Genomic DNA, 13019 nt, shown 5'->3' with positions numbered 1-13019 from the left:
TATTTTGATACATATTTTGAGGAATTTCTACGTAGCGATGCAGCGCGGTCTTGGGGAGCCAGTGCGGTCTTGGGGGTTCCCCCCATGAGCAACTGGCGTGGTTTCCCCCACTCGCGCTTTGCATCAAGACAATCAAAGTACCTACTCGCCCCTTTGTAAAAAACCTACCCTTATGAGGATAGGGAGATGGGGAGATGGGAAACATTTTTATAGGGTTTCCCATACTTACCAGCTAGATTCAATTTTCTTATCCCGACTCCCGATTCCCGATTCCCGATTCCCGACTCCCGATTCCCTATAGTTATTAGCCAGCAACTGCTGTTGCTTCTGGTTTCTTGGCAGACTCCTGATCTTTGCGCTGGATCAGTTCAATCTTGTATCCACTCGGGTCTTCCACAAAAGCAATCACTGTTGAACCGTGCTTCATCGGTCCTGGCTCCCGCACTACCTTACCACCAAGAGATTTAATTTGGTCGCAGGTTTGGTAGATATCGTCTACACCAAGAGCAATATGACCGAAAGCATCCCCGATGTTGTACTGATCAACCCCCCAGTTATAAGTTAGTTCAATAACCGTGTTGTCAGATTCATCCCCGTAGCCTACAAATGCTAAGGTAAATTTTCCCCCTGGAAAGTCCTTCTGACGGAGCAGCTTCATGCCTAGGACATCGCAGTAAAACTTGATCGATTCCTCAAGATTGCCGACTCGCAGCATTGTGTGTAGCATTCGCATTAGCTTAGTGTCTCCTGTTGAATCAGCCAATTCCGTTCTATTGTATAGCAGTTGTTAGAGGGAGCAGGGAGTAGGGAGTAGGGAGTAGGGAGTAGGGAATCGGGAGTCGGGAATCGGGAATCGGGAATCGGGAGTCGGGAGTCGGGAATCGGGAAGAAATCCTGTTTACCTGATGAGTATCAGAATTGCTATAGCATTTTGCTTTGATATCTGAAATATAATTGAGAACCCAGCGCTATCCCTCGAATTCTGATCAAGGTCGGGTTTGGGGTTCCGGCCACTAGACCTGGCAGAGTTTACGAGCTTCTTGTGTCTAGAATAGAGTTGATTATTCTACAGTTCATTTAGCGATCGCATTTTCCCACTCCCGATTCCCGATTCCCGATTCCCGATTCCCGATTCCCTACTCCCTTAAACCAACTAACCTTGGCCTTTGGCCACGCTACGCGAACAACCTTAAACCAACTAACCTTCAACCCGATTCAACCTTAAGATGGTCACTTGGGATCCCTATCTAGCATCAATCCGTCAAGAGTACGCCCAATGGTGGCAAGCTTATACCCCGACCGATGTCGAAGACCGCAAGCGCAAGCAGCAGCAACAGACTCCTGGGCTGTTTGATTTTGGCCTGATGGTGCAAACCATCAAGTCCGAGCAGCCACAAAGAGACCAGAATCGGGAAGAAACTGAGCGGTTGCCTGTGCTGGCAGGATTGCGGAAGTATGCTGCGGAGCATGTTTTACTGGTAGGACGTCCGGGGTCCGGTAAATCCACAGCCTTAGTGCGATTGTTGGGGGATGAAGGAATAGAAGGGAAAATTCCGGTGCTGGTGGAACTGCGATATCACCAGACATCCGTGTTGGAGTTAGTGAAGCATTTCCTAGAAAGCCATCTTGGTCAACCGCTGGACTCGAAGGAGATCGAAAGACTATTGTTTGAGGAACAATTCTGGTTACTGATCGATGGGGTAAACGAGCTACCGTCAGAAGCAGCACGCCTGGATTTGAATAAGTTTCGGCAGAAATACCACAAGACTACTCCCATGATTTTCACCACCAGGGATTTAGGAGTTGGTGGTGACTTGGGGATTCAGAAGAAGTTGGAAATGCAACCCTTGAGTGCAGACCAAATGTCGAAGTTTGTCCGCAAGCATTTGCCTCAACAGGGAGAGCAGATGCTTAAGCAATTGGGCGATCGCTTACGGGAATTTGGGCAAACTCCTCTACTATTGATGATGCTATGTGCCCTGTTTCAGGATAAGGGGGATATACCGTCCAATCTGGGGTTAGTGTTTCGCTCATTTACCCAGTTCTATTCGGAAAAAATCAAGCAAGATGTTAACGTTTCCGAGGAATCAAGAGAATTTTGGCCAGACCTGCTGCAACAGTTAGGGTTTGTGATGACAACAGGGGATAATCCCAAAGAGATTACCGTTGCTATTCCCAAAACAAAAGCCCAGGAAATTTTAACTGACTATCTACGTCATAATAATTTTACCGATCCTGATGTTCGCGCTAGGACTTGGCTAAAGGATTTACTCAACCATCACTTGATTCAACAATCAGGAGATTTGATTGAGTTTCGACACCAACTAATCCAAGAATACTATACAGCGGAATATTTATTGAAGCAATTACCACGTCTTAGTGATCAGGAGTTGCAACAAAACTATCTCAATTATTTGAAATGGACAGAACCTCTAGTGCTAATGCTGCAATTGGTAGACAATCAAAAGCAAGCAAAGCGGGTCGTAAGGTTAGGGTTAGCAGTGGATTGGCAACTGGGAGCCAGGTTAGCAGGAGCAGTAAAACCAGAGTTTCAAGAACACACTGTGGGGTTGGTGGCTCGGTTAGAGGTTTCGACCTTACTTAAGGTTCAGTTGTTGGGAATAACTGCATCAGACAGAGCCATACCTGAGCTAATAGATAAATACCTGGATCATGACGAGTATTCTGTGCGTAGTGTTGCGGCATCTGCTCTGGAAAAAATCGGGACAGAAGCCACCATCGACCCGTTAATTAAATTGCTGGATGATGACCACGATGATGTGCGTAGTAGTGCGGCATATGCTCTCGGAAAAATCGGGACAGAAGCCACCATCGACCGGTTAATTAAATTGCTGGATGATGACTCCTCTGATGTGCGTAGTAGTGCGGCAAAAGCTCTGGGAGAAATCGGGACAGAAGCCACCATCGACTCTTTAATTAAATTGCTGGATGACAACGAGTATTATGTGCGTAGTCGTGCGGCAGATGCTCTGGGAAAAATCGGGACAGAAGCCACCATCGACTCTTTAATTAAATTGCTGGATGACAACGAGTATTATGTGCGTAGTCGTGCGGCAGATGCTCTGGGAAAAATCGGGACAGAAGCCACCATCGACTCTTTAATTAAATTGCTGGATGACAACGAGTATTATGTGCGTAGTCGTGCGGCAGATGCTCTGGGAAAAATCGGGACAGAAGCCACCATCGACCCCTTAATTAAATTACTGGATGATGACCACTATTCTGTGCGTATAAGTGCGGCAGAAGCTCTGGGAAATATCGGGACAGAAGCCACCATCGACCCCTTAATTAAATTGCTCGATGATGAACACTCATCTGTGCGTATTCGTGCGGCAGAGGCTCTGGGAAATATCGGGACAGAAACCACCATCGAACCCTTAATTAAATTGCTCGATGATGACTCCTCTCATGTGCGTAGTAGTGCGGCAAAAGCTCTGGGAAAAATCGGGACAGAATCCGCTATAAACCTCTTAATTAAATTGCTGGATCATGACCACTATTCTGTGCGTATAAGTGCGGCAGAAGCTCTGGGAAATATCGGGACAGAAGCCGCTATAAACCCCTTAATTAAATTGCTCGATGATGACCACGAGTTGGTGCGTATTCGTGCGGCAGAAGCTCTGGGAAAAATCGGCACAGAAGCCACCATCGACCCCTTAATTAAATTGCTGGATGATGACCACTCTGATGTTCGTAGTATTGCGGCATCTGCTCTGGGAGAAATCGGGACAGAAGCCACCATCGACCCCTTAATTAAATTGCTGGATGATGACGATTTTTTTGTGCGTATTATTTCGGCATCTGCTCTGGGAGAAATCGGGACAGAAGTCGCTATAAACCCCTTAATTAAATTGCTGGATGATGACCACTATGATGTGCGTATTAGTGCGGCATCTGCTCTGGAAGAAATCGGGACAGAAGCCACCATCGACCCCTTAATTAAATTGCTCGATGATGACTCCTATTGGGTGCGTATTCGTGCGGCAGATGCTCTGGGAAAGATTGGCACAGAAGTGGCGATAGACCCCTTAATTAAATGTCTGGATGATGATATCTATGATGTGCGTAGTAGTGCAGCAGAAGCTCTGGAAAAAATCGGGACAGAAGTGGCGATAGACCCCTTAATTAAATGCCTGGATGATGACCAATCATCTGTGCGTATTCGTGCGGCATCTGCTCTGGGAAAAATCGGGACAGAAGCCACCATCGACCCCTTAATTAAATTGCTGGATGATGACCACTATTATAATGTGCGTTATAGTGCGGCATCTGCTCTGGGAAAAATCGGGACAGAAGCCACCATTCCTAAACTGATTAATTGGCTGAACAAGGAAGAATTTACAGCAACTAATGATAAAAATACTGTTCAGAAAACCATCAAAGCTATTCAAGCCATTCAAAAGCGCTGCCAATTCTACAACCCAACCTATCGTCCCAAACCCGATCCTCCCAAATTCATTGCCACTCAAACCATATACATCCTCCACCTCTCGGACCTCCACATCACCACCAGTGAGCAAGCTACCCTTTGGTCAAACCAACTGGCTCAAGACCTCACCCAAGACCTTGACATCCCTCACCTTGATGCTCTGATCCTATCGGGTGATATTGCCAATTATTCCACTCCAGAAGAATACCAGGCTGCACAACAGTTTCTCTACAACCTCTGCCTAGACTTCCCCCTAGACCCGAAGCAAATTGTCCTAGTTCCCGGTAACCACGACCTCAACTGGAAACTAGCAAAGCGGGCTTATCAGTTATTGGATCTCGAAGACTACGATGGTGAACTCAAAGAGGGTCACTATATCAAAGGTGAAGATGTGATTCGAGTCCAAGACGAAACCAAATACCAACAACGCTTTGCCCACTTCAGCCAATTCTATCAAGCTATCAAAACTCAACCCTATCCCCTCGACTATGACCAGCAAGGGATTATCGACTATCTCCCAGACCAAAACTTGCTGATCCTAGGACTAAACTCCGCTTGGCAACTGGATCACCACTTCAGAGACCGTGCTAGCATCCACTCAGGTGCTGTGAGCAATGCCCTGACCGAGATTCGCCGTAATAAAGATTACGACAACTTTCTGAAAATTGCAGTTTGGCACCATCCCCTAAATAGTGACGGAAGCGATAGGATTACCGACCAAGGCTTCATGCAACAACTCGCTGTTGCTGGATTCCGTTTGTTCCTCCACGGGCACATCCACAAAGCCCAAGCCAGCCTTTTCCCTTACGACCTCAGCCGAGATGGGCGCAAACTCCATGGAATTTGTGCTGGCACCTTTAGCGCACCGACCTTTGAACTACGATCCGCTTATCCCTGGCAATATAATCTACTGAAAATTAACGATAATCAGCTCAGTGTCTACACTCGCCGCCGGGAAGAAGAAAATGGTGCTTGGAAACCTGATTCACGGTGGACTCAGGGTCCAGGACTTGGTAGTTTGGATTATTATTCCATTGACTTGTCTTGAGTCGGGAGTCGGGAGTCGGTGTAAGACGAAAATTTACTGTACCTCGTCAGTATGATAAACGCTATAAAAATGTTTCCCATCTCCCCATCTCCCCATCTCCCCAAACTTCCCACACTCCCTGTTCCCTGTTCCCTGTTCCCTGTTCCCTTACCTTACTGATGCCTCTTTCTCCAACAACAGTGTCACAGGACCATCATTCTCTATACAAACCTCCATCATAGCACCAAACTCACCAGTTTCTACCCGCAACCCACTCATCCGTAACTTATCCACAAATAGTTGATATAATGCCCTAGCGTATTCTGGAGCAGCGGACTGACTAAAGGAAGGGCGACGTCCTTTGCGACAATCTCCATAAAGGGTAAACTGGCTAACCACCAATAGCTCACCACCTATATCCTGCACGGACTTTTCCCAACGGTCATTACCAGTAGTCTCGTCTGGAAATAGCCTTAAGTCTAGACACTTTCGCACCATCCAGTCCAATTCAGCTTCCGTATCAGTATCCGCAATACCGACTAGTAGGTTAAGCCCTCGCCCTATTTTCCCAATCACTGTTGTTTCTACTTCGACTTGGGAGGATTTGACTCGTTGGATGATTACTCGCATATGTAGCAGTTCTCAATTTGCTGAGGTATTTCGTCCTGGGTTTTAGGGAACAGGGAGCAGCGGATCTGGGAACAGTAGGAAAAAGATCTGAGTGTTTTTAGGTGTTATGATCAATGCCTATCCTAGACTGATTATACTCAATAACTAGTTTAAATGAGCGATTACCCCTTAAATAGCAAGGGATTCCACAAAGGTACTGTATCAATACAATAAAAAGCAATTTTTATGAAAATTGCTTTTTTAAATCACTAAAAGCCTTACTTAGTAAGCTTCCGAGCAATTATTTTATACTCATTTATAATCGCCACACTAGGGAACCATTTCTTCCCGATTCCCGATTCCCGATTCCCGATTCCCTGTTCCCTGTTCCCTGTTCCCTGTTCAACACTTCTAATTCCTAAAACCTAATTAACGATAATACCAAAAGAAAGCCAATTTCTAACAGATAAGTAATGCAAACGCTACGGTTTAATAAACCATCCCAAAGATAGCCTTGGCGTTTGGGAATATTACTGCGCTTAAAGGTACGACTCCAGCCAGTAAAAATAGCTGGACTGCGCAAGTTAAACTCCTGAGTCAAAATTTCCTCAATTTCTCCCAAACGGGGATAGAAACCGCGCTGGAAGTGCTTCCACTGACTTTCTAGAATCCAGAAGAACAGGGGAATAGCACACCCAATCAGGGCAATGCTATTCTGTTTTTCTTTTAAGACCATGCGCACAACCACACCAGTGGCCGTAATCCCCAAGGCTTTAATCACCCAGATTTGTTTGTTGTAATCTTCTACAGTAGTTTGCAGGAAAAAATATTCCTGTTTGAGCAGATTTAGCTCAAATTCTGATCGCTTAGGGTGGCCAACGGCCAATCCCGATGGGGTTTGAGGGTCGATGGGTGATGGGCTAGACATAACGTTAGTGTTCAAGTAGATACAAAGTGTTGCTTGTGCAAAACCTTTTGCATCGCTGTCATCTGAGCTTTGACCTGTTGCAACTGACTTTGAAGTTGCTGAATATCTTCCGATGGTAATGATACTACTTCAGAATGGGATTCAAGCCCAGTATGGGTTTGACTATTACCCACACCAGTTTGCATTCGCGTAGCGTGGCCTACGGCCAATCGCTTGTACTCAAAGGTTTTGGCTGGCACCTTCATCACAGATTTAGCTACTGGTTGATATTCTCTCGACCCACTCTTAGTAACCAGTGGTTCACGGTTTGACTCGAAGCTAGAACTAGTATAGACGGTATAGTTAATTGGCTGCTGTGGCGATGTCTGATTGTCTATCTGATTGTCTATCTGATTGTCTATCTGATTGTCTATCTGATTGTCTATCTGATTGTCTAAAGGCTTGTGTTGAGGAAGGTTCTGCTGGGATTCTGAAAGCCTAAGTTTTTCTAATAATTCTTCCTTTTTCTGAATTTGTTGTGCTAGATCTGATAGCTGTGACTGAAGTTGCGATGATTGTTGAGCAGACTTTTGCCATCCTGCTATAGCTACACTGGCCATACCAGCTCCTAGGCTAATCACCGTTGCTAAGGTCAGGTAAGGGGTTGCCGCATCTCGCACATTACCGTATAATATTTGCTCCTCCTGTACTTTAATGGATATTGGCTTAGCACCGAACCAGCCTACGGGTAACGTCAGCGCAGCAAATACTGTTGCTGAAATCAATGCTGGTCTAAACACAAATTTCTGAAGTGGGGAGGAAATCATAGATGATATTATTGCCCTTAACAACAGGTCAGTAAGAGTCCCGAAACCCTAGTCATCTTAACTAGTCTTCCCCTAGCTTATTTAAAATAATTTTGGTTTGTTGTGAGCCAACTCTAAAATAATTGTGATTATTTTCAGCAATTTTCGTGAGCCATATCACCATTAGTATGGTCGAAATATTTAGGGCGATTATATCAACAATACTCTAGGTATATAAAACTGTGTAGTGTTGATGTTCCAGACCTTAAAGTGGCACAATCTCATCGTAAGCATTAAGTTATCAGTACCCAGTTATAACCACCAAGGAGTCAGCTTTTCAACCATGGCTGTTCCCGTAGCGTGCGCGTAGCGCTTAAGCTGATAGCTAATAGCGGATAGCTCACAGCTCCTAAGGGCTGAGATGGCTGACATCATTGATTAACTAGGAGATTGAAAAGAAGTGACATTCCTTTCTTATCCTAGAGCGATTTAACGATTAAGGCAGTTGCAATCTTTAGATAATTAGAGGAAAAAGCATGTTGACTAAATCAGAAACTGCAATTGCGGCAATTGATGCCAGAGAGATATTAGATTCTCGTGGACGTCCGACAGTAGAAGCCCAAGTGCGCCTTGTTAGCGGTGCGGTGGGAATTGCCCAAGTTCCAAGTGGTGCTTCTACTGGTACTTTTGAAGCCCATGAACTACGAGATAATGATCCCCGTCGCTACGGTGGTAAAGGGGTACTCAAAGCAGTATCGAATATCAAAGAAAAACTCGCCCCAGAGCTATTGGAAAACGATGCTCTCAACCAAATGTTGCTTGACCACAAGATGATTCGTCGGGATGGTTCCGCCAACAAAAAGAATATGGGAGCAAATGCCATCCTAGCGATTTCCCTAGCTACAGCTAAAGCGGCAGCCGCTAGTAAAGGACTACCCCTTTACCGCTACTTAGGTGGACCACTAGCTAATCTACTACCAGTTCCGTTGATGAATGTAATCAACGGTGGTGCTCATGCGGATAATAATGTGGATTTTCAGGAATTCATGATTGTGCCAGTGGGAGCACAGTCATTTCGAGAGGCTCTGCGCTGGGGAGCTGAGGTTTTTGCCGCCTTGGCTAAGGTTTTAAAAGAGAAAAAATTGCTTACCGGTGTGGGAGATGAAGGTGGCTTTGCTCCCAACTTGGGGTCAAATAAAGAAGCGCTAGACTTATTGATTGCCGCTATAGAAACATCTGGGTATAAGCCAGGGGAACAAATCGCTTTAGCCATGGATGTGGCCGCGAGCGAGTTCTACAAAGAGGCTCAGTATGTCTATGATGGGGCATCTCACTCCCCAGAGGAGTTTGTTAACTATCTAGCTGAGTTGGTGGGGCAATACCCCATTGTTTCCATTGAAGATGGACTCCACGAAGAGGATTGGAGTAATTGGCAGTTGCTCACTGAAAAACTGGGTTCCCGTATTCAGTTAGTGGGTGATGACCTATTTGTTACCAATCCCACCAGGCTACAAAAAGGTATTGATGTCGGTGCGGGTAACTCGATCTTGATTAAGCTCAATCAAATTGGTTCCTTGACCGAAACTCTTGAAACCATTGACTTAGCAACTCGCAACGGTTTCCGTTCCGTGATTAGTCACCGTTCTGGGGAAACCGAAGATACTACTATTGCTGATCTTGCTGTTGCTACTCGTGCCGGTCAAATTAAAACAGGTTCACTGTGCCGTAGTGAACGGGTGGCTAAGTATAACCAGTTGCTGCGGATTGAAGATGAATTAGGCGATCGCGCCATTTATGCTGGAACTTGTGGCATGGGCCCGCTGTGTCAGGGTTGAAGGTTAGGAGGTTGAAGGTTGAAGGTTGAAGGTTGAAGGTTTAAGGTTTAAGGTTTAAGGTTTAAGGTTTAAGGTTAGGAGGTTAGGAGGTTGAAGGTTTAAGGTTTAAGGTTTAAGGTTTAAGGTTTAACGCGCACCGGTGGCCAATAGGCCAAGGTTATTTGGTGGGGAGTTTAGGAGGAATGGTTTTTTCCTATCTCCCCCTACTTCTGGTATCTTCTGCACATCCTTCCCAGAACCGATTTACGGATAAAAACTCAGTTGAGGCAAGCCTAGGGTTTCATCCCAACCCATCATCAGATTCAAGCACTGTACGGCTTGACCAGCTTGACCTTTGAGCAAGTTGTCGATGACTGACATAACGATAACTCGGTCAGTTCGGGTATCGACTTCTACCCCTATGTAACAAAGATTAGTGCCACAAGCCCACTTGGTTTGGGGATAGGTGCCACTGGGTAACACCCGGACAAAGGGAGAGGCGCGGTAAAAGGCCGTGTAAATGGTGAACAAATCTTCCCTGACTAGTCCCGGATCCTGCAATGTGGCATAAACGGTAGCTAAGATTCCCCGTACCATGGGAACCAGGTGGGGTGTAAATTGCACCCTGACTTCATGACTGGCTAAATGACTGCAAATTTGCTCAATTTCTGGGGTATGGCGGTGATGAGTCACGCCATAAGGGGCTAGAGAGCTGTCAGCTTCTGCTAGTAAGAGATTGGTTTTTGCCTTGCGTCCACCCCCAGAGGTACCGGATTTGGCATCGATAATGGCAGTGTCTGGAATAATCAGACCCTGTTTGAGCAGGGGAGCAAGGGCGAGTAGGCTGCTGGTGACGTAGCAACCAGGACAAGCGACTAATTGGGCAGAGGAAATGCGATCGCGATACAGTTCCGGTAAACCATAAACAGCAGTAGCAGCGGTTTCTTGGTCGTGGCGCTCTCCACCGTACCAGCTTTTGTAAGTTTCAAGTTTACTAAATCGATAGTCAGCTGAGAGATCGAGAACTTTTAATCCTTTTGATAACAGTGATGGTGCTAGCTTATGGGCTAAACCGTTAGGCAACGACAGAAACACTACCTGACAACGGGATACAATAGTATTTATGTCAATAGGCTCAATGGTTAGATTAACACGATGGCCTAGATGAGGGTAAAGCTCAGTAAATGCCTTGCCAGCACTGCTTTCTCCACCCAAATAAACTACATCGACTCCTGGGTGATCCATCAAGAGCCTTACAAGTTGTACGCCACCATAACCAGAAGCACCAATTATGCCTACTGGCAGGCGTTCTAAATCCCCCATCATGTTCCTTTCCTATAGGGTAAGAGCTTTGATATCCTCCCCCACTAAGGGCTAATTGCTAGCTCAGTGGGAGATTCTCAACCTTGGGGCTGAGTATACACCTGCTTGCGGGACTCTTGACTAGACCAAGAACAAGCTCAGTCCCCGTCAGACCCTCTCCACAGGTATTTTCATTCACTGTCTTGCGAACAGTGGCTCAGTTTTCTACGTCCTGTTTTAGCACTATTTGTGCAGTTGCCACATCTGTTAGTCAATCCGATCACTAACAAAAATTATCCCCTAGCAAAGGATCGTAAAAACTGACTAAGTTTACCCTAATCCCTCAGTTATTGGCAACATTTGAATGGCACAAGACCAGTTGTGATTTCGTAAGCATTCAGCTATCAGCCCTTAGGGGTCAGCTTAAAACAAGCTATAGACTATACTAGTGACCAAGAACATCTAACCGGGTGCATCTCAATATTTGTAAAAAAGAAGGGAAGTTTGGGAAGTTTGGGGAGGGGGGCGGGGGCGCGTGGGAAGTGTGGGAATTTTCGGGGGAATTTTTGCCTAATTTCAGGCATTGAGATGCACCCATCTCACCTAAGCGTCAAGTGTCAAACTTGGGAAAATGAGCTAGGATCATGCTCCCATTGATTTCAAGCCCATTCATTAAATTAAACAAAAGCAGCAAACAAGTGGAATCCACGAAAACTGATGTGTATAAGTTTGATAGCATTGATGATGCTCTGGCAGACCTAAAATCAGGTCACCCAGTGGTGGTGGTTGATGATGAAAATCGGGAAAACGAAGGAGACCTAATTTGTGCTGCACAATTTGCTACCCCTGACATGATTAATTTCATGGCAGTGGAAGCACGAGGGTTGATTTGTCTGGCGATGACAGGGGAGCGCTTGGATGCTCTAGACCTTCCGCTAATGGTGAGTAACAACACGGACACTAACCAGACAGCGTTTACCGTGAGCATTGATGCAGCACCCCACTTAGGGGTGACGACTGGTATCTCGGCTGAAGACCGTGCTCGTACTATCCAGTTTGCGATCAACCCAGTAACGAAACCTAGTGATTTGCGACGACCTGGTCACATTTTTCCCCTCCGTGCTAGAAAGGGAGGGGTATTGAAACGGGCTGGTCATACGGAAGCAGGGGTTGACTTATCAAGACTGGCAGGTTTATACCCAGCGGGTGTGATCTGTGAAATTCAAAATGCTGATGGCTCCATGGCTCGCTTGCCAGAGTTGATTGAGTATGCCAATAAGCATCAACTCAAAATTATCAGTATTGCTGATTTAATCAGTTACCGCCTCAAACATGACCGCTTTGTTTATCGAGAATCCGTTGCCCAATTCCCCAGTAGTTTTGGGAGTTTCCAGATTTACGCTTACCGCAACACGTTAGATCACTCGGAGCATGTTGCCGTTGTAAAAGGAGACCCGACTCAGTTCAAAGATCATCAAGTGATGGTGCGGATGCACTCAGAATGTTTAACGGGAGATGCCTTGGGTTCTATGCGCTGTGACTGTCGAATGCAACTACAAGCAGCCCTAAACATGATTGAGAATTCTGGTCAGGGAGTCGTGGTTTATTTGCGGCAAGAAGGCCGAGGGATTGGTTTGGTCAATAAGTTGAAAGCCTATTCCTTGCAAGATATGGGACTGGATACCGTAGAAGCAAATGAACGTTTGGGATTCCCTGCTGACCTGCGAGACTATGGCATGGGAGCACAAATTCTCAATGATTTAGGAGTTAAGAAAATTTGCTTGATTACCAATAATCCTCGCAAAATCGCTGGTTTAAAAGGTTATGGATTGGAGGTAGTGGGTCGGGTCCCATTGTTGATTGAAGCTAATGACTACAATTCTAGCTATCTGGCAACTAAAGCACAGAAGCTGGGTCATCTGCTGTTGCAGACCTATCTAGTTACGGTAGCGATTCATTGGCAAGACCAGCCCCAACAGGTGACAGAACGTTATCAGCGTTTAGAAAAGCTACGGTCTCTAGCTCATAGCCAGAACTTATTATTGCAGGAGGAGTCAAGACCTGTAGCGTCCGCAGTTTTTGAGAAACCTGCTTTAATCGTACA

The 13019-nt window shown here is 45.8% G+C and carries 12 protein-coding genes (1 of these 12 only partly in view); 4 read left to right on the top strand and 8 right to left on the bottom strand.

Annotated elements, in window-relative coordinates; all coding sequences use genetic code 11:
- Positions 1 to 172 precede the first annotated feature (172 nt).
- A complete protein-coding gene (locus tag BJP37_RS43650; RefSeq protein WP_269087019.1) occupies positions 173 to 301 on the top strand; it encodes a hypothetical protein in 129 nt (42 codons plus the stop codon).
- A gap of 3 nt (positions 302 to 304) precedes the next feature.
- On the opposite strand, the gene gloA is transcribed toward BJP37_RS43650, so the two are convergent.
- Positions 305 to 733 carry a lactoylglutathione lyase gene (gloA, locus tag BJP37_RS17940; RefSeq protein WP_075900753.1) on the bottom strand — a complete coding sequence of 143 codons (429 nt, stop codon included), beginning with the start codon at positions 731 to 733 and terminating at the stop codon, positions 305 to 307.
- Positions 734 to 1077: 344 nt separating this feature from the next.
- Positions 1078 to 1209, bottom strand: a complete 132-nt coding sequence (locus BJP37_RS43645) for a hypothetical protein (protein ID WP_269087018.1) — start codon at positions 1207 to 1209, stop codon at positions 1078 to 1080.
- Between the two features lie 17 nt (positions 1210 to 1226).
- On the opposite strand from BJP37_RS43645, the gene BJP37_RS17935 reads away from it, so the two are divergent.
- Positions 1227 to 5498: a HEAT repeat domain-containing protein gene (locus BJP37_RS17935; protein ID WP_075900751.1), complete on the top strand. Its 4272-nt coding sequence runs from the start codon at positions 1227 to 1229 to the stop codon at positions 5496 to 5498.
- Here BJP37_RS17935 and BJP37_RS43640 read toward each other — a convergent pair.
- From BJP37_RS43640 to BJP37_RS43635, 5 genes are all read right to left on the bottom strand, one after another.
- Positions 5477 to 5602, bottom strand: a complete 126-nt coding sequence (locus BJP37_RS43640; RefSeq protein ID WP_269087017.1) for a hypothetical protein — start codon at positions 5600 to 5602, stop codon at positions 5477 to 5479. The genes BJP37_RS17935 and BJP37_RS43640 overlap by 22 nt on opposite strands.
- A 43-nt stretch (positions 5603 to 5645) precedes the next feature.
- Complete coding sequence (gene dtd / locus BJP37_RS17930) at positions 5646 to 6107, bottom strand: D-aminoacyl-tRNA deacylase (RefSeq protein WP_075900749.1); 462 nt, start codon at positions 6105 to 6107, stop codon at positions 5646 to 5648.
- Positions 6108 to 6504: 397 nt separating this feature from the next.
- Positions 6505 to 7014: a hypothetical protein gene (locus BJP37_RS17925; RefSeq protein ID WP_075900747.1), complete on the bottom strand. Its 510-nt coding sequence runs from the start codon at positions 7012 to 7014 to the stop codon at positions 6505 to 6507.
- 11 nt (positions 7015 to 7025) lie between these two features.
- Complete coding sequence (locus BJP37_RS17920; RefSeq protein WP_075900745.1) at positions 7026 to 7820, bottom strand: hypothetical protein; 795 nt, start codon at positions 7818 to 7820, stop codon at positions 7026 to 7028.
- Positions 7821 to 8111: 291 nt separating this feature from the next.
- Positions 8112 to 8234, bottom strand: coding sequence for a hypothetical protein (locus BJP37_RS43635; RefSeq protein WP_269087016.1), 123 nt, complete (start codon positions 8232 to 8234; stop codon positions 8112 to 8114).
- Between the two features lie 101 nt (positions 8235 to 8335).
- Here BJP37_RS43635 and eno point away from each other — a divergent pair, with 101 nt between their 5' ends.
- Positions 8336 to 9634, top strand: coding sequence for a phosphopyruvate hydratase (gene eno / locus BJP37_RS17915; protein ID WP_075900743.1), 1299 nt, complete (start codon positions 8336 to 8338; stop codon positions 9632 to 9634).
- 243 nt (positions 9635 to 9877) lie between these two features.
- On the opposite strand, the gene argC is transcribed toward eno, so the two are convergent.
- The gene (argC, locus tag BJP37_RS17910; RefSeq protein WP_075900741.1) at positions 9878 to 10936 is read right to left on the bottom strand and encodes an N-acetyl-gamma-glutamyl-phosphate reductase; all 1059 of its coding nucleotides are present in this window, start codon (positions 10934 to 10936) and stop codon (positions 9878 to 9880) included.
- Between the two features lie 677 nt (positions 10937 to 11613).
- Between argC and ribBA the strand changes: the two genes are divergently transcribed.
- Positions 11614 to 13019 carry the 5' portion of a bifunctional 3,4-dihydroxy-2-butanone-4-phosphate synthase/GTP cyclohydrolase II gene (gene ribBA / locus BJP37_RS17905; protein WP_143727667.1) on the top strand. 274 nt of this gene lie beyond the right edge of the window, so the window shows 1406 of its 1680 coding nt (coding positions 1–1406); it begins with the start codon at positions 11614 to 11616; its stop codon lies beyond the right edge, outside the window.

The sequence above is a fragment of the Moorena bouillonii PNG genome, assembly GCF_001942495.1.
Classification (GTDB): Bacteria; Cyanobacteriota; Cyanobacteriia; order Cyanobacteriales; family Coleofasciculaceae; genus Moorena; species Moorena bouillonii.
The sequence above is the reverse complement of the archived record's forward strand: the minus strand, read 5'-3'. Positions and strand labels throughout refer to the sequence as shown.